The 23,351-nt window shown below is 62.0% G+C and carries 19 protein-coding genes; 10 read left to right on the top strand and 9 right to left on the bottom strand.

The features are described 5' to 3' along the window. Nucleotides 1-5 precede the first annotated feature (5 nt). From pip to rfbD, 4 genes are read left to right on the top strand one after another with little or no spacing between them, the layout of a single operon-like run. Nucleotides 6-995 carry a prolyl aminopeptidase gene (pip, locus tag BMY38_RS01775; protein WP_092759209.1) on the top strand — a complete coding sequence of 330 codons (990 nt, stop codon included), beginning with the start codon at nt 6-8 and terminating at the stop codon, nt 993-995. 38 nt (nt 996-1,033) lie between these two features. Beyond that, the gene (gene rfbC, locus BMY38_RS01770) at nt 1,034-1,594 is read left to right on the top strand and encodes a dTDP-4-dehydrorhamnose 3,5-epimerase (RefSeq protein ID WP_092759208.1); all 561 of its coding nucleotides are present in this window, start codon (nt 1,034-1,036) and stop codon (nt 1,592-1,594) included. Beyond that, entirely contained in the window at nt 1,591-2,643 is a 1,053-nt protein-coding gene (rfbB, locus tag BMY38_RS01765; protein WP_092759206.1) for a dTDP-glucose 4,6-dehydratase, read from the top strand. Before rfbC ends, rfbB begins: the two co-directional genes overlap by 4 nt. Then, nucleotides 2,640-3,473: a dTDP-4-dehydrorhamnose reductase gene (gene rfbD / locus BMY38_RS01760; RefSeq protein WP_092759204.1), complete on the top strand. Its 834-nt coding sequence runs from the start codon at nt 2,640-2,642 to the stop codon at nt 3,471-3,473. The genes rfbB and rfbD overlap by 4 nt, the downstream gene beginning before the upstream one ends. 28 nt (nt 3,474-3,501) lie before the next feature. On the opposite strand, the gene BMY38_RS01755 is transcribed toward rfbD, so the two are convergent. Both BMY38_RS01755 and BMY38_RS18335 read right to left on the bottom strand, forming a co-directional pair. After that, nucleotides 3,502-4,623: a DUF2793 domain-containing protein gene (locus BMY38_RS01755; protein WP_092759202.1), complete on the bottom strand. Its 1,122-nt coding sequence runs from the start codon at nt 4,621-4,623 to the stop codon at nt 3,502-3,504. Between the two features lie 408 nt (nt 4,624-5,031). Beyond that, nucleotides 5,032-5,442 (bottom strand): hypothetical protein, encoded by a 411-nt coding sequence (locus BMY38_RS18335; RefSeq protein ID WP_245737470.1) that lies wholly within the window; start codon nt 5,440-5,442, stop codon nt 5,032-5,034. Here BMY38_RS18335 and BMY38_RS01750 point away from each other — a divergent pair. After that, the gene (locus BMY38_RS01750) at nt 5,435-6,586 is read left to right on the top strand and encodes a polysaccharide biosynthesis protein (RefSeq protein ID WP_245737469.1); all 1,152 of its coding nucleotides are present in this window, start codon (nt 5,435-5,437) and stop codon (nt 6,584-6,586) included. The two genes, BMY38_RS18335 and BMY38_RS01750, sit on opposite strands and share 8 nt — an antisense overlap. An 840-nt stretch (nt 6,587-7,426) precedes the next feature. On the opposite strand, the gene BMY38_RS01740 is transcribed toward BMY38_RS01750, so the two are convergent. From BMY38_RS01740 to BMY38_RS01725, 4 genes are all read right to left on the bottom strand, one after another. Further along, nucleotides 7,427-8,362 carry a glycosyltransferase family 2 protein gene (locus BMY38_RS01740; protein ID WP_092759197.1) on the bottom strand — a complete coding sequence of 312 codons (936 nt, stop codon included), beginning with the start codon at nt 8,360-8,362 and terminating at the stop codon, nt 7,427-7,429. Then, on the bottom strand, nt 8,359-9,783 hold the full coding sequence (locus BMY38_RS01735; protein WP_092759195.1) for an O-antigen ligase family protein: 1,425 nt from the start codon (nt 9,781-9,783) through the stop codon (nt 8,359-8,361). Before BMY38_RS01735 ends, BMY38_RS01740 begins: the two co-directional genes overlap by 4 nt. Then, entirely contained in the window at nt 9,780-11,699 is a 1,920-nt protein-coding gene (locus BMY38_RS01730) for a right-handed parallel beta-helix repeat-containing protein (protein ID WP_175495735.1), read from the bottom strand. The genes BMY38_RS01735 and BMY38_RS01730 overlap by 4 nt, the downstream gene beginning before the upstream one ends. A 144-nt stretch (nt 11,700-11,843) precedes the next feature. After that, nucleotides 11,844-13,190 carry an oligosaccharide flippase family protein gene (locus BMY38_RS01725; protein WP_092759191.1) on the bottom strand — a complete coding sequence of 449 codons (1,347 nt, stop codon included), beginning with the start codon at nt 13,188-13,190 and terminating at the stop codon, nt 11,844-11,846. Between the two features lie 218 nt (nt 13,191-13,408). On the opposite strand from BMY38_RS01725, the gene BMY38_RS01720 reads away from it, so the two are divergent. Genes BMY38_RS01720 through BMY38_RS01710 form a run of 3 tightly spaced genes read left to right on the top strand, consistent with a single transcriptional unit; the run spans nt 13,409 to nt 16,553 of the window. Further along, nucleotides 13,409-14,545 (top strand): Coenzyme F420 hydrogenase/dehydrogenase, beta subunit C-terminal domain, encoded by a 1,137-nt coding sequence (locus BMY38_RS01720; protein WP_092759189.1) that lies wholly within the window; start codon nt 13,409-13,411, stop codon nt 14,543-14,545. Beyond that, nucleotides 14,542-15,705, top strand: a complete 1,164-nt coding sequence (locus BMY38_RS01715; protein ID WP_245737468.1) for a polysaccharide pyruvyl transferase family protein — start codon at nt 14,542-14,544, stop codon at nt 15,703-15,705. Before BMY38_RS01720 ends, BMY38_RS01715 begins: the two co-directional genes overlap by 4 nt. Further along, on the top strand, nt 15,702-16,553 hold the full coding sequence (locus tag BMY38_RS01710; protein ID WP_092759187.1) for a glycosyltransferase family 2 protein: 852 nt from the start codon (nt 15,702-15,704) through the stop codon (nt 16,551-16,553). Before BMY38_RS01715 ends, BMY38_RS01710 begins: the two co-directional genes overlap by 4 nt. On the opposite strand, the gene BMY38_RS01705 is transcribed toward BMY38_RS01710, so the two are convergent. From BMY38_RS01705 to BMY38_RS01695, 3 genes are read right to left on the bottom strand one after another with little or no spacing between them, the layout of a single operon-like run. Further along, nucleotides 16,550-17,395 carry a CpsD/CapB family tyrosine-protein kinase gene (locus BMY38_RS01705; protein WP_092759185.1) on the bottom strand — a complete coding sequence of 282 codons (846 nt, stop codon included), beginning with the start codon at nt 17,393-17,395 and terminating at the stop codon, nt 16,550-16,552. The genes BMY38_RS01710 and BMY38_RS01705 overlap by 4 nt on opposite strands. Nucleotides 17,396-17,422: 27 nt before the next feature. Continuing rightward, a complete protein-coding gene (locus BMY38_RS01700) occupies nt 17,423-18,949 on the bottom strand; it encodes a GumC family protein (RefSeq protein WP_092759183.1) in 1,527 nt (508 codons plus the stop codon). 5 nt (nt 18,950-18,954) lie between these two features. Further along, nucleotides 18,955-19,845, bottom strand: a complete 891-nt coding sequence (locus BMY38_RS01695; RefSeq protein WP_092759180.1) for an ExeA family protein — start codon at nt 19,843-19,845, stop codon at nt 18,955-18,957. 294 nt (nt 19,846-20,139) lie between these two features. Between BMY38_RS01695 and BMY38_RS01690 the strand changes: the two genes are divergently transcribed. Beyond that, complete coding sequence (locus tag BMY38_RS01690; protein ID WP_092761070.1) at nt 20,140-20,820, top strand: sugar transferase; 681 nt, start codon at nt 20,140-20,142, stop codon at nt 20,818-20,820. A 97-nt stretch (nt 20,821-20,917) separates the two neighbouring features. Further along, a complete protein-coding gene (locus BMY38_RS01685; protein WP_092759178.1) occupies nt 20,918-23,347 on the top strand; it encodes a tetratricopeptide repeat protein in 2,430 nt (809 codons plus the stop codon). The last annotated feature ends 4 nt before the right edge of the window (nt 23,348-23,351 follow it).

Raw genomic sequence — 23,351 nt, 5'->3', positions numbered from 1 at the left:
AGAGAATGGACAGGAACACGCCCCAGACCAGCGCCCGCGCACTCTATGCTCCGATCGATCCTTTCGATCAGCGCGTCGTGGACGTGGGCGAGGGACACAGCCTTTATGTCGAGCAATGCGGAAACCCCGAAGGTTTGCCGGTCGTCGTACTGCATGGGGGTCCCGGCGGCGGGTGCAGCCCGATGATGCGACGGTTTTTCGATCCTTCGATCTGGCGCATCATCCTGTTCGATCAGCGTGGCTGTGGCCGGTCGCGCCCGCACGCCAGCGTCGCCAACAACACGACATGGCATCTGGTTGGCGATATCGAACGCATCAGGACCTTGCTCAATATCGACCGCTGGGCTGTCTTCGGCGGCAGTTGGGGTGCGACGTTGTCGTTGGTCTATGCCATCACCCATCCCGACCGCGCGGCGCATCTGTTTCTGCGCGGCGTGTTCCTGATGGAACAACGCGAGTTGAACTGGTTCTATGGTGGCGGGGCCGGGGCATTCTGGCCGGATCAATGGTCGCGGTTTGTCGGCATGGTGCCCGAAGACGAACGCGGCGATCTGATTGCGGCCTACAACCGCCGCCTTTTCGATACGCCACCGCACGAACAGACCCGTTTCGCCCGGGCATGGGCGGCATGGGAAAATGCACTGGCCTCGGTCCAGTCACAGGGCCGCTCCGGCGAGCCGGGGGGCGAATATGCACGGGCATTCGCGCGACTGGAAAACCATTATTTCACACACAAGGGTTTTTTGGATCACGATGGCTGGATCCGGAAGAACCTGTCGAAACTGGCAGGCATCGGCGGGCATATCGTGCAGGGTCGTTATGACATGATCTGCCCACCGCTGTCGGCGCATCTTTTGGCTGAGAGCTGGTCGGACGTCAGCCTCGACATTGCGCCGTTCGCCGGGCACGCGCTGTCGGAATCCGGTATTTCGGACCGTCTGGTCGCAGCGACGGACGGGCTTGGGCGGCATCACGCGGCACAGTTGCGCTTCTGACCCCACCTCCGGTAGCTGGAGAAAAGCAGGGGGGCGTCATGCAGGTCGATGATACCGGGATCGAAGGGCTGAAGGTTCTGACGCCACGCCGCTTTGGTGATGCGCGGGGGTTTTTCGCCGAAACCTGGAACGCACGCACTTTTGCGGATCTGGGGATCGACGCCGTTTTCGTGCAGGATAATCATTCACTGTCTGGCGCGCCCGGCACGATCAGAGGATTGCATTTTCAAACTCCGCCGCAGGCACAGGCCAAGATGGTGCGCTGCGGACGTGGTCGCCTGTTCGATGTGGCCGTCGATATCCGCCGCGGGTCGCCGACTTATGGTCAGTGGTTCGGTGTGGAGTTGAGCGCCGAGAACGGGCGCATGCTCTGGCTCCCCGAGGGCTTTGCCCATGGGTTCCAGACGCGGGAGCCTGCGACCGAGATTGTCTATAAATGCACAGCATTCTATGCCCCCGAAGCCGAGGGGATAATCCGTTGGGACAGTTGCGGCATAGACTGGCCGCAGGCAGGTGACCCGATCCTGTCCGATAAGGACGCCCTCGCGCCGCCGCTGGCCGATCTGGACAGCCCGTTCATATTCGAGGCAGCGACATGAAACTTCTGGTTACAGGCGGTGCAGGGTTCATCGGGTCCGCGGTCGTGCGACAGGCGGTCGGCGAAGGGATGGAGGTCGTGAACCTCGACGCGCTGACCTATGCCGCCAACCTGGCGAACGTCGCCGCGGTCGCCGATGCGCCGAATTATGCGTTTGTGAAGGCCGATATCACCGACCGTTCCGCACTGGATGCTGTGTTTTCCGATCACGCTCCGGATGCTGTCATGCATCTTGCCGCCGAAAGCCACGTTGACCGATCCATCGACGGACCGGATGCGTTCATGGCTACCAACGTGATGGGTACATTTCACCTCTTGGAAGCGGCGCGCGCGCATTGGCAGGCGATGGGCAAGCCGGAGGGGTTCCGCTTCCATCACGTCTCGACCGACGAGGTGTTCGGATCGCTTGGCGCAGAGGGCATGTTCACAGAAGACACATCTTACGACCCGCGCAGCCCATACTCGGCCAGCAAGGCCGGCAGCGACCATCTGGTCCGGGCCTGGGGCGAGACCTATGGATTGCCGGTCATTCTTTCGAATTGCTCGAACAACTACGGACCGTATCATTATCCCGAAAAACTGATCCCTGTGGTCATCCTGAACGCGCTGCACGGTCGGTCCATCCCGGTCTACGGCGCGGGCGAAAATGTGCGCGATTGGCTGTATGTGGAAGATCATGCCGATGCCCTGCTGACGGTGGTGCGCAAGGGTCAGGTCGGGCGCAGTTACAACATCGGCGGCGAGAACGAGGTGCGCAATATCGACCTGGTCCGCAGCATCTGCGCGATATTGGACCGGTTGCGGGCCAAAGATGCCCCCCACGCTGATCTAATCGAGCATGTCACCGACCGGCCCGGTCACGATGCCCGTTATGCCATCGACCCATCCCGCATCAGGACGGAGCTGGGATGGCGTCCTTCCGTCACATTGGAGGACGGACTGGAGAAAACCGTGCGGTGGTATCTGAAAAATGAGGCATGGTGGCGCCCCTTGCTGACGCGCGAGGGCGTCGGGGCGCGGTTGGGCACGGGTTTGGGCAACGGGACATGATCCTGGTCTTCGGCAAAACCGGCCAGGTCGCGCGGGAGTTGGCCACCCTCTCCGGCGACGTGACTTGTCTGGACCGGGCGCAGGCCGATCTGAGCGTTCCGGGGGCCTGCGACGCTGCAATCCGGGCCGCGCGCCCTGATGCCGTCATCAACGCCGGTGCGTTCACCGATGTCGATGGGGCCGAGACGCAGGTGGCGCTGGCCACCCGGATCAATGGTGCTGCGCCGGGCGAGATGGGCCGCGCCTGCGCCGATCTGGACATTCCGCTGGTGCAGATATCCACGGACTACGTTTTCGACGGCAGCGGCCATGCGCCCCGCCTGCCGGAAGACCCGACCGGTCCGCTTGGGGTTTACGGAGCATCCAAGCTGGAGGGCGAAACGGCTGTCTCGGATTCCGGGTGTCGGCATGCGATCCTGCGGACAAGCTGGGTGTTTTCGGCCCATGGCGAAAATTTCGTGAAAACGATGCTGCGGCTGGGTGCGGAACGGGAGCTTCTGAGGGTAGTGGCCGACCAGATCGGCGGCCCGACACCTGCGTCCGTCATTGCCGCGGCCTGCCTGACAATGGTCCAGGGTTTGCGCGTCGGTGCGCCGTCCGGCATTCATCACCTTTCTGGCAGGCCTGACATCAGCTGGGCCGGTTTCGCGCGCGCTGTGTTCGACGTGGCCGGATTGGACTGCAAGGTCGAGGATATCACCACTGCCGATTGGCCCACGCCTGCGGTGCGCCCGGCGAATTCCCGACTGGACTGCACGTCGCTTATGGCCGTGTTTGGAATTGCCCGCCCCGACTGGCGGGACGGGCTGCGCGCGGTGATAAAGTCCTGAGACCCGGCGCGCGCCTGAGGATCAGGCATCAGGCGGGTGGGATCATATCCAGTTGCAACGACGTGTAGATATATTGCGTCGCCGAGAGTATGCCGCGCGGTTTCAGATACAGCAGAACATGCCCGTCTTGCGGTATCGCGGTATTTGCAAACCGTTCGTCCAGCTTGCTCCAACCATCCTGAAGGGGCTGGTTGTCTGCACTGAACAAAACCGTCCGTGTCGTTCCGGCATCGTCGGACCATCCCGTCGACCAGTCGCCATATTGGAAGGTCAACCGCATGTCATAGCCGGTGATCTGCGGACTGCTGGGACGCAGCGATCCGATCAAACGGGTGATGCGGGTTCCGGCTTCCACCCTGAGGCCGAGGTGGCTCCAGTTCACATCGGGTTCGGTACCCGTGCCTCCGTCCTGATCATGATTTCCCGAGTTGACGCCATAGGATGCGGAATATGTGACCCAACGCAAATCCGAGTAGCAATACCAGCGTCCGCCAATCTGCGCCCGGGTCGGCACGGCTGCGCCCGACGGAAAGGCCACCCGACCGGAGGCCGGATCGACGGTCATCGCGTTCGCGAAGGTGGTGCCGTCGGCGCTGACCTTTATCGAGAAGCCATCCTCCCCGGCGCATCCCATTTCGGCCCGGCCCGAATAGCCGGTCTGAAACAAAAGGCTGCCTGAATCGCCCGTCGTCGCCTTGTTGATTTTCAACTGATGATCGCCCGCCGCGTCATGCGTCAGAAGCGTCGCATCGGACGCGACCGCCAGACGATTCGTCGTATCGGCCGCGGCGTTGATTCCCAGAAGTCCGATTTCGGGCGTGCCCCAAGTCGTTCCGTCAAAAACGATATCGGCACCCAACGCGATTACATGGACGCGCCAGCCTTGACGCGGAGAGATGAATGCCCAGGCATCGCCCTGACGCACCGCGATCGAGCCATCCTGTCCAGCCCAATCGCCGGTTGCGCCGATTGCCACAATATGGCGGTCGCCTTCGTTCGGAGTGGTGGGCGGCGCAGTGCGGACGACGTCGGCCACGACCGGCTGCACCAGCGTATCCAGGCGGCGGATCGCCTCGTTATGAGTGATGTGCTTTTGTGCCTGTCCGCCCTGGATCAGTGGCAGGGACAGGATTGTGGTATTTTCCGACATGGGTGCCGCGCCTCCGGTGATGTGAAGGATCGGACTCTGTGAGCGAGCAGTTAACGGTCTGTTAATGGCTGTTGCAGCGTCAATCGGTGACACTTCTGGCCGGTCCAAAGTCCGACCTTACCAGACCCGGAATGGGGCTTATTGCCGCCTGAGGGGCCCCGGTAACGTAATCAAAATCTTCCAACACCGCGCCGTGCCCGGTTGCTGCTCATGGGAGAACTCTTGAGGTCAATTATTTACGGTATGTTAATCCAGCCGGTCTATCGCTGGAACCTGACCATAACCCATCGGGCAAGGCATGTGAGTCGATTTCCCGGCAGGTTCCTTCGACAAGAGACGGACGGCGATGAAGGTTTCGGAACAGGTAGACAATACGGCGGTTCTGGCATCCCGACAGGACATCGACAGTTATATCGGCGTACTTCTGACAGACCTTGGATTTGTTGTGATGTCGCTGCTGATCGCGCTTTTTTCGACCGCGGCGGACCGGAATTTGACAGAAGTATCGACGGTCCCGGTCGGGGCGTTTGCTGGATTTGTGATGTTGTCCGCGACCATCATGGTTGCTTTCGGATTGCCCCGTTCTGGGGCATCTGACGCCGACGGGCGGATCATCCTGCGGACGGCGGTCACAACTGTCAGCCTCGCACTGATCGCCGTCATGGCGGGTGCATTATCTGGGCTGACCTTGCCTTTGGCAGTGCCGATGATCTTCTCCGCCTGCCTGTTCATCATGATGACAGTATCGCGGGCAATTTTCGCCCAGTTGAATTCAAGGCAGCTTCCTGGCAGACGGCCAACGGTCGATCCCATGAACAAGATGCCGACCCCAGACATGTTCCTTGGACGGACAGAGGTCGGGGAGGATACGCTCGACGGTCTCTACGGTCTCGAGACTTATGTCGGAAAGTCGGTGCTGGTGTCAGGCGCAGGCGGGTCCATCGGCTCCGAGCTCTGTCGGCAGCTGATCCATCACCGGCCTGGCCGGTTGATCCTTTTCGACCTCAGCGAGGTCGCGCTGTTTGACGTGCACCGGACATTGCTTCAAACCGCATCCGCTGCCCAGGTCGAACTGGTCCCGGTCCTGGGCTCCGTCACCGATGGGATACTGGTTGCACAGGTTCTAGCACAGCAGTCGGTCGATATCGTGCTGCACGCCGCCGCCTACAAACATGTCTCCCTCGTTCAGCGAAACCCTCTCGTCGGCCTGTCGAACAATGCGCTCGGAACGCATGTTCTGACCACGGCTGCCGTGCAGGCGGGTGTTGAACGTTTCATCCTGGTTTCGTCGGATAAGGCCATGCGTCCAAGTGGTGTCATGGGAGTATCCAAACGACTGGCGGAGCTGATCGTTCAGGATATCGCGCATCGCATGGGGGACGATGGCCCGATCCTGTCGATCGTACGCTTCGGCAACGTCCTCGGATCTTCCGGATCTGTCGTTCCGATCTTTCAGGATCAGATCAGCCGGGGCGGGCCGGTCACGGTCACTGACCCGCACGCCACCCGATATTTCATGACAGTGTCCGAGGCGGGGCGGCTGGTCCTTTATGCCGGAGCCATGTCCAGGGGAGGAGAGATATTCGTCCTCGACATGGGGAAACCGGTCCGCATTCTGGATCTTGCACTGCAGGCTATCGTGGCGGCGGGTCGGACGATCCGGTCGCCGAAGGTTCCAAATGGCGAGATTGCTGTGGAAATCGTGGGCCTTTGCGAAGGAGAGAACCGCCACGAACAGGCACTTTGCGACGGAACCGAAAAGGCAACAGCCCATCACCGGATTTTTTGCCTTGAAGATGCAGGCCTGTCCGAATTCGAGGTCGCCGAGATTTTGCGTGCCCTGCGCAATGCTATCGCCAGTGGCCAGCCGGAGGAGGCATTTTCCGCGCTCGCACGCCGCATCCCCGGCTTCCGAAATCCGACCGATCCTGAAGAAACCCTGCCAATTGCGCATATTTCCTGATCGGGGACAGTCAGGTCAGACTATCCCTTAAATATTTGGATATGGTCTTCCGAATGAATGGGCTGCGATCGCCAACACTTATCGATGGTCCCACGCCGGATACTGGCAACCTGTCCGTCATACCGATGGACAGGTTCCGTACCGATACGCGGGTTTCCCCGATGACGTCACGCGACTTTCAACATATCACGTTTCACAAAATCCCGTGTCGTCAGCGGTTGCTCCCTGTCTTGGCCGCTTGGTCCTGCGCCGAATTCCCTCGCGTCCAAAGCACCACAGAAAATCCAGACCAGTCTGATCCGGATCGAAGCGACGACCGGGCCCCTCCCTTCCCATCGCACCATGCCATGCCGGAAAGGAGACATCGGCACGCCTAGCCGATAAAGAACCGCGCCCATACCAGACGTTGCGCTGCACCTGCATTGCTGCGGCTTCCGATCCACGGCATCGACGATCCCTATCCGGTCGAGCATGTACTCTATGGAGGGTGCATCCTGTTGCTGGGCTATCGATAGAGCATATAGCGTCGGCGCAGGTGACACAGGACCACTGTCACGTCTGATCGGATGAAAGCGCGCCAAGCTGGATCGCGGCCGGCAAAGACAGTCTTTCCCGAGACCACGTAGTCGCTGGGTCTGGTCGCAGCACACCGACGGCGTTTCAGTCACGTTGCCGAAGAAAACTGACGCCTCGGCGACGCCCTGTCCGTATCCATGGCACCTGACGCAGCCCGACGCGGATCTTCTGGCCCCTGTGCTGACGCTTGCAAGCGGTGCGAAAAATCCGGGTTTTGGCGACGTCGCAGCTTTTGCAAAGCCAGCCTCACGAGGGTCGGGTCCTTCATAGCTGGACACCGCCAGCCACCAGACGTTGACGCACGGCCTTGGGCGGCGGCAATCCCAGCCCCCCCCGCAGAACCGCTTCGGCGGAACGGGGATCACGGCGGATCATCATCTGCAGCGACTTGGCGAGGGTAAAGGCAAATGCCCCGTACAGAGAGGCCCGGCGATGACGACGCACGAAGATCATCCGGGCGCGATGCTTGAACCATTCGCTGAATGGCGAAGCATACTGTCCGGGTTTTTGCGATCCGATGGCGGTGCCGGCTCGGTGTTCGACTATGGCTGTAGGGCAGTGCATCAAAGGCAGGTCGCGGGCGGACATCGCCCAGTCAACCTCCTCGTAATACAGGAAATAATTCTCTGGCATCAGGCCCGCACGGCTGATGAAAGTGCGACTGGCGACAAGGCTTGCGCCGGTTACGAAATCCACGGCATCGGGATCGGGTGGCGGCGCGTCGGAAGGTGCCCCCTGATTGAGGTTGCGTGTCTGTCCTGTTCGCCAGTCGACGATCCCGCCGTCGATCTGCACATTGCCTGGCGGATCGGCATAGACGACGCGACCACCGATCATAGCGAACGGCTGCCCGGCGGCATGAGTGGCAAATGCGGCCGCCGTGCCCTGCGGCACCAGAGTGTCCGGGTTCAGCACCCAGAACCGATCCAATCCCGGATCGGCCAGAAGATGGGTCAGACCATGATTGACGCCAGCCGCGAAGCCGCCGTTCCGACCGGTCGGAAGCCACATCATTGTATGAGGAGGCGCTGCGCTGCGCTGCGCGACGACCTGCGCCGTGTCATCGGTCGAGGCGTTATCGACGATCACGACAGTCAGCGACACGCCGGTCGACGCCAGCAATGTGTCGAGGCAGTCGCCGATCACGTCGGCGGACCCGTGAGTCACGATCACGACGCCGAGGCATGGCAGATCGTTCATCTGGATTGGCCCGCAACAGGTATTGTCTGTCGTCCGGGGCGGGGGGCGAAGCGGCTGTAGGCCGTCTGACCCGAAGAATGTCGAGCGCTGCGGGTGGCGGGCTGTGGCGTGCCATCGTCCCTGTCGGACCCGTTCCTGGCCAGGGCATCCGGTTGCAAAAGCCAGCCGGTCGCTCCCACCATGAACATGACGAAGGAGAACACATTGCCCCAGACGTGCACTGTGGCCAGCGTGAAACTGAGACCGAGGAAGGTGAAGACGCAGGCCCGCCGGATATACAGAAGCGGATGGTCCGGACCCAGCTTCAGCCGCATCAGAGAGCCAACCTGAACCACCCAGCCCAGGGCGATCAGGGCGAAGCCGGGCACACCATACCGCACGCCCATGACCAGCCAGAAATTATCCATCGATCCAGAATACATATAGCTGGGCCGCACCCAGTCGTTCAGGCCGATACCGAACAGAACGCTGGCCGGGATTTCGTTCTCGACACTCCCGAAAATGTTCATGACACCCCATTCGAAAATGATGCTGCGCCAATAGGCATTGTGCGGCGAGAATGTCGCATAACTCATGAACACCTTGAACGGACTACGGTTGGACAACAGGTCGACTGCGACCCAGGCCAAGGCAAATAGTCCGATCAATAGCCACCAACGGTTGTCCAATCGTTTGAACATCCAGGCCCAGCCGATCAGTGCGACCTGAAGTGCAACCGCCAGCAATGCGCCCGACGACAGGGCGGTGAATCCGGCGAGGGCGATCATCGCCGAGACGATGTAGCGCCGCGTCGTGCCTATCCTGCCGCGCAGGGCGACAAACGCCAGCGAGAAGGTTACCGAGCAGAAAAGGCCGAAGTGGATCGGATGCGCGAAAGTCGACTGCACCCGCGCCAGGCCGAGGCGGGGATCATCGCGCGTCACATCGACCGACGTGATGCCGGGAAGGGCGCGGATGGCCCTGAGGATCAAGGGATTGCCGGTCTGGGTTTCCAGCAATGCGAATGGCAGCAGTATCAGAACGATCAAGACCAGAAACCGGCAGAGGGCGATGAACTGTTCCCGCGACCGGATCGTGGCGCGGCCCAGAACATAGCCCCCCAGAAACTCGATGCCGACAGAAGGAGCCTGCTGAATCACACGGTCGGGATTGTTGATCGCCAGCGCCAGCGTCAACCACAACGCATGCCCCAGAAATAACCAGTCTGTCGCCAGAACGCGCCCGTACCGGCCTGTCAGGAGCGACACCAGCATGGGAATCGTCACCATAAGCAGAAGAATGCGAAGCGCTGTCAAATAGAGCGATCCGACGTTTATCGCCGCCGGTAAAACCACGGTCAGCAAGTAGATGACGGTCAGCAGGGGCAGGCGGTTGCTAATCTCCTGCGCGCCGGTCGTAGGATGCAGGGCACGTGCCGTCACCGATGATATCCAGTATCGAGAAGCGCACTGGGGTCGGGCGGATCGGTGCGAACCTCGAATTCCTCGATCCGGCCGTCGAAGCTGAGTTTCTTGCCGAATGGGTTGCCGAACGACAGGCCCCAGTCCTGCATCGGTCTCAGCCGCCCGCTCAGGGGGCGTTCGCCGATGAGTTCGTCACCGGACATGATCCGCAGGCTACCGACGGGTCCATCGTAAGAGATCGTCAGGTCCAGTTCGCCGTCGCGATACAGCCGTGTGGGGCGTGATTTCAGACGCGCCACGCCGCCGATATCGGTCAGCACTTCGACTTCGACGATACCACGCCCGGTCACGTTCACACGGAAGGATTCGTGAAGTCGCAGGACTTCGCCCGCGCCACGGTAATCCCCGTCCGGCTTTAGCCGCATCTTGATGGTGAACCGCGACGCTTCGAACAGGGCCGATGTCATTTCGCGCGATAAAACGGTAGGAGTCAGCGTGTCGCCGACCATGATCGCAGGTCCGCCAAGAGCGTATTCCAGTGGAGGAGCACCGCGTCCGCCATCGGCTCGAATAACATTCAGATCGGGGTAGAGGCGAATGATCCCGCTGAGCGTGTCTGTCGGGGGTGTCGTATCGCGCAGCGTATCCGGTCCGGGCAACGCCGCCATTTCGGACAGCGCAATCAGCCGTGGCGCGCCGATATCACGACCGCCCAACAGCCCGTCTGGTCTGGCGGCGAAATCCTCGATCCGGGCCGGGCGGGTCGGGTCGACGCTCCGGAATACCCTGTCGTAATGGTTGGATTGCCCCGGCACACGATCCTGCACTACGGCATTGCCAGCCACGACCCAATCGGGTTGCCAGCCGACCTGGGGTTCGGCATGGCTCACGTTCCCGAGGACCAGAACATCGCGCGACCGATCGTCGATGTTGATGCGTGGTGTCCAACGGCCTGGATTTAGCTCCGGACCTTGCGAAACGGCATTGCGGACAACGGTATTGCGGTTGATCGTCAGGCCTGACGTGGCACCGACGGTAATGCCGTGCAACTGGGCGTTGATGATCACGTTTCCTTCGATCACCACGTCGCGGTAGTACATGCTTTCGCCCGCACGGTTCGAGTCCACCTCTTCGTTGCGCATGAAGATCGACTGGGTAAATCGCCCTTCGCCCGAGGTCAGCAGGTTGTTGCGTATGATGATGCCGTCGCTGGGCGTCTTGGTTCCACGGGTCCAGAACTGAATCATGTCAGAATGATCGCTCGACCCGATGGCGCGCGCAAAATCGCGGATCTCGTTGTCCTCGATCAGAACATCGCGGACCTGCACGAAATTCATCCCGTCTTCGCGCATGCCGTGGATCAGGTTGTCGGATACGCTCAGCTGCTCCGTCCGGGCCGCGACCAGTCCGCGCGCGAAACCTCGCAGTTCGCTGCCTGTCAGAGAGATATCTATGCTGTCGGTGATGTTCAGCCCAATGCCCCAGGGCCGTGCGATCCCCTCTGCGTCTGGCCGCTCCGCGCCGTCGAACAGAAGGTCGCGAAGGATAATGCCCCGCGCATCCTGAATGCGGAAACTCTTCTCTCGCGTATCGGCCCGCGGGATCAGATCGAAGGTCAGGTCAGTCAGGGAAATATACTGGGCCCCGACAATCAGGAGTTCGGGGAAAACGGGACGATTGTCCGGGTCGGCGGCACGCATCTTCAGCGGGTTCAGCATTGCCCCGCCCTGCCGCAGGGTAAGCGGGGGATATTGTCCGGGCGCGAGAGTCAGCACGTCGCCCGGTCCGGCAGTGGCCAACACATCGTTCAGCGTTGCGGGGGTGACAAGAAGATCGCGCTCGGCGATGGCCACCGACGCGAACATCGTCGCCGCGATCAGGGCCAAAACCCCCGCCTGCGCCAAACCGGCGCGGAAGAATGCGTGCAAGATCATTGCCTGCTCCGGTCCGACACGCTGGCCGGTTTGCTGCTCGTGACCCTCTGCTGGGGTCGATTGCGGATAGGCTAGCGTGCGCTGGCCCATGCACAAAAGGATAAACACCGGACGGGACGATTGTTTGGCGTCGCTGTGTCCTTGCTACGTCGTCTGCCGGGCGGAGCGCAGTTCGAACAGCAGGGGCACCAGCGCGGCCAGCGCGGCCAGCAGCAGAAACGGCATCACCAGTGCTGCCGCCGCACTGACGATCCCGAAAGCACCCAATGCGATCTGATCAGCGGACCATCGCAATCCGGTGCGGTACGTTACCAATGCAGTGGAAAGGACGAACCCTGCCGTTTCGCCAGCAACGCCAAGCCAGATCAGGGCAGGCAGGCCGTATCCCTGGTACAGGGCCGCCACGCCTGCAACCAGGGCAGCGATGCGCGGCAAATTCGACAGGGCGGCGTTTCCTGTCAGGCCAACCGAAAGCGCGACAACGGTGCTACCGGATTTGGCGATGCGGATGCCTTGCATCACTGCCAGCGGCCCGATCAACTGTGGCAGCGCGGCATAACCGGTCGCGGTGATCCATGGCGCGATTGTCCAACCGAGAAGAATTCCGGCGCAGGCCAGTGCAAGACCTGCCACCATCGACGCCGTCAGCGCCACACCCGCCAGCCCGGCGAAACCCGACGTATCCACCATGCCGGACAGTCGCGGCAGCAGCGCCGTCTGGATCGTCTTGGCCGCGACCAGCGACGGTGTGAGTGTCAGCGTGATGGCCATTGCAAAGACCCCGAGGGACGTCATCCCCAGAATGCGCCCGACCGCCAGCTTGTCGGCCTGAAACACCAGGAACAGGATCACAGCGTTCAGAAGGATCGGCCACCCGAAACGCAGCGTTCGCGACCAGAACACGCGGTCCACCGCGGCGCGCCAGGGACGTTCGGCCACCAGGTGGGACAGGATCGCGCCGGTGGCCGCCTGGAACAGGATGGCACCCAGCATCACGCGCCAGTCCCCGACCCAGATCGCCAGCGGCCAGACCACGGCCAGTGACAGCATCGCTGGAACGGCGTTAACGGCGATTAATGGCCCGAAGCGCGCGTTGCGGTTCAGGCGATGGATGTCGAAATGTTGCAGCGCGTTCAACAGGGGCACGAGCGCCAGGACGCGATAGGCCCATGTCACTTCGGGGATGCCCAGAAACATCGCCAAGGGCCCTGCCAGGGCAAAGAGCGCGATCGCCGATAGCACGCCGCGGAGCAGTTGAAAGCCCGTCAGTGCGTCCTGCAATCGTGGGTCGTCGCCGTCACGAGCCTGCACAATCTGTTGTTGAAGACCGAAGGACGAGGCCATCTCGACCGCCGCCATCGCCAGTGCGAATGTCGCGGCGATGCCGTAGTCTGCAACCGGCACCAGGGCCGCGACGGCAAGGTTCCGCACGAAGAGAAACCCCGATGCTGCGGCGTTGCCCGAAAGAATCAGAAGTGCGGGACGAAGCATCGACAGTGCCTCTCACGGGCAAAAAGGGTTGCGGCGTTGTGCGTGTCTTGCCATGCTCGGGTCAAGCCGCAAGCCCGACAGAAGGCAAACCGCGGCAGGCAGAGCAGACGTTGAAGACCATCAGACCTCCCCTCGCGGGCGACGCCTCTGGCGCGTCCCAGGCTTTGTCCGTCGTAAATCGCGGCGATCTCTGCGCAGGCTGCGGGGGGTGCGCGGCCATGTTCCCGCATGCGCTCGCGATGCGGATGGAGGAGCCGGGCTTTCTTCGTCCAAGACAGATTTCGGCCCTTCCCGTGGGGGCGGACGAGGCGATTGCCGCTGTCTGTCCTGGTCTGGGTGTTACGGTCGATGCCGGGTCGCGCACCGACGACACCATGTGGGGGCCGTATCGGCGCGCCTGGACCGGGTGGTCGATGGATGCCAGCCAACGCCATCGTGGTGCATCCGGTGGCGCGCTGACGGCAGTTCTGACTCATCTGCTCCGTTCGGGTGTGGTGCAGGCAGTGGTTCAGAACGCGCCCGATCCAAACGATCCGATGGGCAACCGGACGGTGCTGTCCGCCGACCCGGCGACATTCGGGACGACCGCAGGGTCGCGTTATGCGCCGTCCGCGCCACTTGATGCCCTGCCTGACATTCTGGCCGATGGACGCCGCGTTGCCTTTGTCGGCAAACCCTGCGATGCCGCTGCACTGGCCGCGATCCGGTCGCGTGATCCGGTCGTGGCGCGCGCTGTTCCGGTGATCCTGTCGTTCTTTTGCGCGGGCGTGCCGTCGACCACGGGCGCGCGTGGCATCCTGGCAGCTCTGGACGTGGCCGAGACAGAGGTCACGGCCTTCCGCTATCGTGGAAATGGTTGGCCCGGTCAGGCGACCGCGACGTTGGCGGATGGGTCCAGCCGGTCGATGAGCTATCACGACAGTTGGGGGGGCATCCTGTCGCGTCACGTTCAGCATCGCTGCAAGATTTGCGCGGATGGCTCCGGCATGGCCGCCGATCTGGTCTGCGCCGATGCCTGGGAGGTTGACGAGAAGGGATATCCCTTGTTCGAGGAGCGGGAGGGCGTCAGCCTTGTCCTCGCGCGGACGGTTCTGGGCGAACAGATCGCCGAAGGCGCGCGGGCCGCCGGTCGTCTGGATCTGGCGCCGTTCGACATGGCCCGTCTTATGGATATTCAGCCGGGCCAGCGCGAGCGTCGCCGTGCGCTTGTCGCCCGTCTGACAGCGCTGCGTGTGTTGGGGCGTCCGATCCCGGCCTACCGCGGACTGCATCTGGCCACCTTGTCACGGCAGCTGGGCTTGCTGAAAACAGTCCGCAACTTTCTCGGGATGTTGCGCCGGGGCTTGCGCAAGTGACCCGCCCGCTGCGCGTTCTGTTGCTGATGCATTCGACACGCTCGCATAACCTGGGGGTCGGCGCGCTCAGCGTGGCGCAGGTCGCCATCCTGCGGGACATCGCCGTCAGGCTGGACCGGACGATCGCGATCACCATCGCCGACTATCCCGATGCAAGGGAGCCGTATATCCACGGCGACGATATCCGCATCGTGCCGCTGTCGGGGAAATGGATCAAGCGCCGGTCTGGTTACTGGGCTGAACTGAGACGTCAGGATGCGGTGATCGACATCGGCGGTGGCGACAGTTTCGCTGATATCTACGGGCCCAAGCGACTGCGTCTGATGCTGGCGCTCAAAGCGCTGGCGCACTTGGCAGGCAAGCCCTTCGTCTTCGCGCCGCAGACGGTGGGGCCTTTCACCAAGCCCACATCGCGCATTGCGGCGCGAATACATCTGAATCGCTGTGCGTTGGTGGCTGTGCGGGATGAGCCGTCCCGAATCCACATGGGTGAGCTTGGCATCAAGGCCGCCCCGATCCTGGCTTCGGATGTGGCATTGCGGATGCCATGCGGACCGAAGCCCGATCTGGGGCAGGGGCCGCATGTCGGGCTGAATGTCTCTGGCCTGCTGATGGGTGGCGGTTATACCGGCAAGAATGAATTCGGATTGGGCTTGGACTATCCTGCATTGATCGATGATCTGATCCGCTGGTTTCAGGCTCAGGGCGCAACGGTCCACCTTATCCCGCATGTGATCGTGCCGGACGGGCCGATGGCGGGCGAGGATGATCTGCGGGCCTGCGCTGCGCTGGCGGATCGGCACCGGGAAACTGTGCTGGCCCCATCCTTCGCCTCCCCGCCCGAGGCCAAGGGGTATATTTCAGCGATGGATTTCTTTCTGGGTGCGCGGATGCATGCCTGCATTGCCGCCTTTTCGACCGGCGTGCCTGTCGTTCCGATGGCCTACAGTCGCAAGTTTGCGGGTCTGTTCGGGTCGCTGGGTTTTGACCGGACAGTCGACTGCACCCGTGACGACGCGGCGACGATCCGCAGCGCGGTCGAGACGGCCTGGGTCGATCGAAAGGCCGTCGCTGAAGAAACCAAGACGGCTCACGTTGCGGGACTGGTGCGGTTGGCAAGCTATGAGGCGGCGCTATCCGACCTGCTGGCCACGCTGTGAAAGATCCGGACAAGCGCGCCGTCGTCATCATCCCGCATAAGGACGATCCTGTGCGGCTGGATCGGTGTCTTGCCGCCCTGATGCCCACACTGCCGGATGAAGTCGCGGTTGCAGTTGTCGACAACGGCTCCGAGGGGGACATCGCGGATATGTTGTCGCGTTATCCGGGTGTCGATCTGCTGCACGAACCGCTGGCGGGGGCAGCGAATGCGCGCAACCGTGGCGTGGTCGAGACCGATGCACCGCTGCTGTTGTTTCTGGATGCGGATTGCCTGCCGGACGCGAATTGGGCTGAAACTGCGCTGACCGTCGCCGATCAGGGCGATCTGGTCACGGGCGAGGTTTACGTCTTTCACGAAACCGAAGGAATGCACAGTGGCGCACAGGCGTTCGAACAGGTGTTCGCCTTCGACTTTCGCACCTACGTCGCGCGTGATGGTTTTGCAGGCACCGGTAATCTGGTGACCACGCGCAAGGTATTCAACAAAGTGGGTCCGTTCCGGGCAGGCATGTCCGAGGACAAGGATTGGTGCCTGCGGGCGACGGCGTTGGGCTTTAAGCTGACTTACGTGCACGAATTGCGCGTCGGGCACCCGTCTCGAAAGGACTGGCCGGCCCTGTCACAAAAGTGGCGTCGCATGACCGAGGAGGCGCGAGAGTTGCATCGCGCAAATGGCAAATCGAATGCCGCCTGGATTCTGCGCGCCCTTGCCATGCCCGTATCGGTCCTTATCCATGCGCCCAGAGTGCTGCGCGCATCCGGTCTGACAGGGATCGAAAAGGTCCGTGCCATGATGACGCTGGCCCGGATCAGATTGGCAAGAATGGTCTGGATGCTGCATCGTTAGGCTGCGGGCTCAACCCCATAGCCATAGTTATAGCCATAACGCTGCCCGTCGCCGGGATGCGCGCATTTGTTCAGCACAACCCCCAGAACGCTGGTCTGGGCAGCAAGTTCTTTTTCGCAGATATCGACCTGGCTTAGCGTGCTTTGCTCAGCGGCGGTGATCATCAGGGCGCAATCAGTGTTTGGCAGAAAGGCGATGGCGTCGTCGCTGACCATGATAGGGGGCAGATCGAACAGGATCACATCGGGGGCGAATTCCTCTTCCAGCCGGGACAAGAGATCGCCGATGCGCCGACCTTGCAGAAGTTCGGCAGGGTCGTGAACCGGGGTGCGCGTTGTCGCGAAGGCAAGGTTATCGCTGACGCGGACGATCTGCGAAGCAGGTGTCGCCGTGCCTCTGATCGCAGCAGTGACCTCGTGCCGTGCCTCCAACCCCAGAAGCGTGGCCAACATCGGGCGGCGCAGATCCAGGTCGATGACAAGAGTACGGATGTCGGGCTGGCGGGCCAGCGAAAAGGCAAGGTTCATTGTGACCGTGCTTTTGCCGCAGCCCGGTCCGGGTGAAGTGACTGCCAACCGCTTCCAGCCCTGCATGGACATCTGCTGAAGAGCGCGGGTGCGCAGCACGTCGAACGGCGCACTTTTCGCTCCACTGTCGCGGGTAACGATCCGATTTTCTGTCAGATGGTCCGTGTCCGGTTCAAACCGGGTCAGCGCTTGCCAGTTATCTTTCGGCAGCGAGACTGCTTGCTCCGGGGTTGTGGCAGGGACACCGGCCTGAGTGGAAAGGACGGCTTGGCGAGCGGCGCGGGCCTGCGCGATAGCGGCTTGTAGTCGGTCCATTGTGCAGATCCTTCCGTATGGATGGCGTCAGATGAAATTGATGCGATCAATGCGCGCCGCGATTTCCGTGGGTCCGGGCAAATGGCCCGACAGCATTGCACCGATGACAGCCACCAAGACGATCGCGGCGGCGGCAATGGCCAGTTTTCGTTGCAGGCTGCGGCCCATGTGGGCAGGTGCATCGCCCAACTCCGAGATGAACGGCAAGGTCGCGATTGGCGTGATGCCCAGCCGACGCTGCAGATCGACCGGACGGCGCAGGAATCCCAGGCGCAATTCCAGCCCGACGACGATCAGAAGGCCCAGCAACACGCCGCCGACAAGGCCTGCGATAGCGACGATCTTGCGGTTTGGACGATCCGGCACGCGAGGGATCGAAGCCTGTTCGATGATGCCGATCCGTTGCCCCTTGGACAGAGCTTCGATGGCATCGCCGGTTTCGGCGACAGCTTTGGATGCAAGTGCCTGATCGTAGAGCTGGCGCAGATTTTCGTGATCCCGCTCGAGGCTTGCAAGTTCAGCAGCCTTCACCGGGGCGACGGCCAGACCGATCCGGAGCCGTTCCAGTTCGTCAATCAGTTCGATGCGGCGCGCATCATTGTCGTCGACCTGGGCATCGATGTCGTCGCGGCGCCGTTGAAACGCGGTGCGGTTGCCGGTGCCCGTACCCTGAGCTTCGATCCGACGGGTCAGGGCGGCAATGCGCTGTGCGATGTCGGCGGCACCGGGGTCGCCCGATGGCAGATTGTCCAGGGTTTCACGCAGCGCGGCGACTTGGCGCATTTCATAACCTGCGTCCGGAGTGCCTTCGCGGCGGCGCACCGACTCGTTCAGGCGGGTCAGACGCTCACGTTCGCGGCGCAAATCGTCCGTATCCCGCTCAAGCTGCATCAACTCCATTTCGATAGCGGAGGTACGCGATTGCCGCAGTTCACGGGTCTGGGGCAGGACATCCTGGTTCTCCTGCTGGAACGACAGAAGGGTTGCGCCGCTCTGGCTCAACTGTTGCTGAAGGCGCGAAACTTCCTGGTCGAAGAATTCCAGCGTCTGGCGGGCCACAGTCGTCCGCATGTCGACGTCTTCGGCCATGACGCGGGTCACCAGTTCATTGGCAACGGCGGCGGACATGACGGCCGTTTCGGCCTCGAACCCGAGGATCAGCATCGTTGCCTTGACCGGATCGCGAGGTCGCGGTTGCCCACCTTCGATCTTGTATGTGATCCTCTTGCGAAGGTCTTCCACGATCTGGTCGGGCGCGGGGCGGACATCGCCGTAGATCGCCAGCCGGTTGGACATATCCAGCAGAGCTTCGCGGGAAAGGATGCGCTGTTCGATGATCTCCAGATGTTCGAAGGCCTGAGTCTGAACGGTAGACGCGGCCAACTCGTCCGGGATCTTTTCGGATTCGACCACCAGACGGGCTTTGGCGGCAAAAACCGGCGGCAGGCTTACGGCGACGGCGACGCCAGTGCCGGTGCTCAGAAACAGCGCCAGCAGGAACCACCCCAGCCGACGACGGAACAGGGATGCATAAAAACGAATTTCAGCCATCATGCCGGTTACCCCGCCGCCAGTCGAAGTCGGCTTTCGCGCGGCGTGGATGGGGCCGGGACGGGTGGCAAGGGCGACAGGAACAACCCGTCTTCCAGAACCTGCGTTATGGCTTCGGGCCCGATCTTGTCGCCGCCGCCGGTCATGGCATAGACCAGCGCCAGTTCGCATAACTGGTTGATAGGGCGCGGCAATCCACCGGTTGCAGCATGGATCATATCCAGCGCTTCGGGTTCAAACAGGTCTTCGGGGCCGCCTGCCGAAGCAAGACGCATGCCGACATATCCGTCGAGCGTGGCACGATCGAGTTCGGCCAAATGCCCCCATGCGGCGACCCGCTGAGCCAGGCCTGCCATTTCTGGCGCACGAAGATGATCGCGCAATGTCGGTTGACCGCACAACACTATCTGCACCAGTTGATCCTGCGCGGTGTTGATATTCGACAGCACGCGCAGTTCGTCCAATGCATCGGTGGACAGGTTTTGCGCTTCGTCCAGAATCAGGACGACGCGACAACCAGCGGCGTATTCGCCGATCAAATGGTTCTGAACCCGACCGTGCAGCTCCGTTTCGGCCTCATCGCCGGTAATATCCTCGCCGAGCGACTGAAGAATCCACGGCAGAACAGATCCGGTGCCGCGGCGTAGACCCGAAACCATGGCGATCTTCAGATCGTCGGTCGCGGTCTCGATCATGTTCAAAAGCAGCGAGGTCTTTCCCGATCCGGCGGCACCGGTCAGCACGACGAAGGCCGCCCCCGACAACAGACCGTATTCCAATGCCGCCTGTGCCCGGATGTGCGCCTTGCCCCACCATATACCGGAACCATCGGCCAGCCCGCTGAACGGGCGTCCGGTCATTCCGAAGTGATCCTTGTAGAGGCTCTGAAGCTGACTCATCACTAGGTTCCAAACAGTCCATTGTTTTTTGGTGCCATTGTTTCCGGTTACATGCCGGGACACAAAACTATTCCCCTTTTATTGTTGTAAAATTGGACAGGACTAAGGCGGGGACAGGAACAATCAGCGGCAGGTCGCGGCACCTTCAAGGCAGCGCCGCAATCCGTCCTGAAATGACACCGGACCCGCCATGATTCAGGGTTAATCGGCCATAAACCGAACAATCGGGGGCGTCACATTCATTCTTAACGCGGGCCAGAGATGGCCCCGACAGGAATGAACGGAGACGCCGCGATGACCATGCAGTTCGACCCCAAGGCGATCATGATCGGCGCAACTGCTGTAGCGCCCGCGTCTCCGGTGTCTTCCGTCAGCTATCGTCGATACGTCAAGCGCGCCCTGGACATCCTGCTGGTCCTCATGGCGATGCCGGTCGTCTTGCCACTGATCGCGGTATTCGCCTTGCTGGTTGTCCTGGATGGCGGCCCGGCATTCTACTGTCAGGATCGCATCGGTTTTGGCGGGCGGCGTTTCCGGATGTGGAAACTACGCTCTATGGTCATTGATGCCGATGCAGCGCTTGCAGCATATCTTGACGCCAATCCGTCCGCCCGCGCCGAATGGGATCGCGACCAAAAGCTGACACGCGATCCGCGCATCACATGGCTGGGCCGGTTCATTCGCAAGATATCGCTCGACGAGCTGCCGCAGCTTGTGAATGTTCTGACCGGCGATATGAGTCTTGTCGGCCCGCGCCCGATGTTGCCCGAACAGCGCGAAATGTATTCCGGACAGGCTTATTTCCGTTTGCGCCCCGGTCTGACAGGACCGTGGCAGGTCTCCGACCGCAACAGTTCGTCCTTTGCCGCGCGTGCAGAATTCGACCGTGCCTACGATGCCGCGCTGTCTCTGAGGACCGATGTGGCAATCATTGCAGCGACGTTTGCTGTTGTCCTGCGCGCCACAGGTCGATGACTTATCCACACCCTCGCGACCTCACAGTTTGCTGCAGACCGCGTCACCGGTCATCCTGGTCGCATAATAAGAACCGAGCAGAACGGGTTCACATAAAATGAATATCAGGCGTCCCCTCAGGGTTTGCGCTGCGGCATTGGCTGTGGCGATTTTGGTATCGGGCTGCAAGTCCGATGCGGATAGGTTGTCAGAATATCGCAGCAGCGGGCTGGAATACGCCGCCAACGGCGACCAGGCGCGCGCGATCATCCAGTATCGGAACGCGTTGAAAATAGATCCCGACGATGCCGAAACCCGTGGGGCCATCGCACAGGCCTTTCTTGCGCAGGGAACCATCCGCGAGGCCGAGCAGGAGTTCACCCTGCTGTCAGAGCGATTCCCCGACATATTGGAATTCCGCAGCAAGCTGGGCGAGATCGCCTTGATGCGCGCCGACTGGGACGCGTTGGAACGGCAGGCGGAAGCAGCCGATCAGATTGATGCCGAAGCACTTGAGACGCAGGCTTTGCGCCTGGCGGTCCGATATCGAAATGCCCGGCGTGAAGGCAATCGTCCCCGGCAGAACGAAATATCGGCCTCAGCGCAGGCCTTGCTCGAGCAGCGGCCCGCGCAGCCGGTCCTGTTGCGCATCGCGATAGAGAACATAGCCACAAGCGACGACCCGACTGCGGCGCTACCTGTTCTGGATGCAGCCCTTGCCGCCGACCCTCGTTTGCCCGAGTTGCAGTTGCTGCGAATTTCCCTGCTGGCCGACGCCGACCAGATGGATGTGGCACAGGACCGGCTACTGGATCTGGCCCGGCTCTATCCAGACGATCCCCGGATCGCCGGGCTTCTGGTGGCCCGCTATATGTCCAGGGGCCGGGTCGACGACGCGGAAGCCGTGTTGCGCGCGCTGGCGGACGGCTCGCCGATCAGCGACGTGTCGATGCGGACGATGCTGGTCCGATTCCTGAAATCGACGCGCGGCTCCGACGCTGCGTTGACAGAACTGTCACGATTGATCGACGAAGCGGACGATTCTCCGGCAGCGGTGATCTATGCCGCCATGGACCGTTCGATCCGCTTCGACATGGGCGACCGGGATGGCGCAATCGAAGGGCTGCGCCGGATGCTGGACGATCTGGGCAACGCACCCGAAGCGCGCATTGTTCAGGTGCTGCTGGCACGCATGCATGACCGGCTGGGCGACAGGCCGGCGGCACGTATCCTGGTCAATGCCGCGCTGGAGATGGACCCCGGCGAGATCGAGGCGCTGAAACTGCGTGCGACATGGGCCATCGACGAGGAACGTCCGAAGGACGCGATCGTGGACTTGCGAAACGCCTTGGCACAGCGCCCGCGGGACACCGAACTGATGACGCTACTGGCCGCAGCCCATGCGCAGGACGGCACGCGGGGTCTGGCACTGGAACAACTGGCCGCTGCCGCCGAAGTCTCGGGCAACGCGGCGCGCGAATCTGAACGCTACGCCCGCGCATTGGTGACTGAGGGACGTGAATTCGTTGCAACACGGGTATTGGACGTCGCGCATTCCGCGGCCCCTGGCGACATAGGAATCGCCGTCCTGCTGGCCGATCTTCGGATGGCCCAATCTGATTGGGCCGGAGTGACGAATCTTCTGTCCAGCCTGCGCCGCATTGATGATCCCGAAGCCATATCTGCCCGCGCCACCATCGAAGCGGCGCTCCTGCTGAGCCAGGGTCGGGAGGCCGGGACCGTTGTCGACGGTATGCTGAGCGCCGATCCGGGGCGTCAGGTGGCCTTCACGCGCCTGATTTCGGGGCTTGTCGCGCGCGGCGATCTGGATGTCGCACGGGCGCAGATGGATCGCGCGACGGCGCGGCGTCCGGGCGACGTGGCGCTGCGCCTTCTGGATGGTGACCTCTATGCGGCCGAAGGCGACCCCATCGGCGCGGAGGATATATATCGCGCGCTGCTGGATGAGCCTGCGGCAGGCGATACCCCGGCCCTGCGTCTCTTCTCGCTACTTGCCGGTCAGGGACGCCGCGACGATGCGGACGCCCTGCTGGCAAACGCGCTCGCCGCATATCCTGCCTCGCGCCCGCTCCGCCTGATCGAATCGAACCGGCTGGATGTAATCGGCGAAACTGCAGGGGCGATCGCACTTCTGGAAACCCTGTACGCCGAAAACGCGTCGGACCCGGTCGTTGCCAACAACCTTGCCACTCTGCTGTCCGCCGAAGGTGCGGACCCGGCGCAACTTGAACGGGCGGCCCGTATCGTCGCGCCGTTGCAGGGCAATGCCGATCCCGCCGTTTCCGACACCATTGGCTGGATCGCGTTCCAGCGTGGCGATGCAACTGGTGCTTTGCCATTGATGCGCCGCGCCGCACGGGGTCTGCCGCAAGACCCGCAGGTGCAACTGCGGCTGGGGCAGGTGCTTATGGCTTTGAGTGAAATGGACGAGGCACGCTCGTCGTTCGAAACGGTCCTGACACTTGCGGCAGAAGATCATCCCGTTGCACGGGCCGCGCAAGCCAAGCTCCAGGCGCTGGGAGGATAACGCG

Origin of the sequence: Jannaschia helgolandensis (genome assembly GCF_900109285.1) — a bacterium.
Classification (GTDB): Bacteria; Pseudomonadota; Alphaproteobacteria; order Rhodobacterales; family Rhodobacteraceae; genus Jannaschia; species Jannaschia helgolandensis.
The sequence above is the reverse complement of the archived record's forward strand: the minus strand, read 5'-3'. Positions and strand labels throughout refer to the sequence as shown.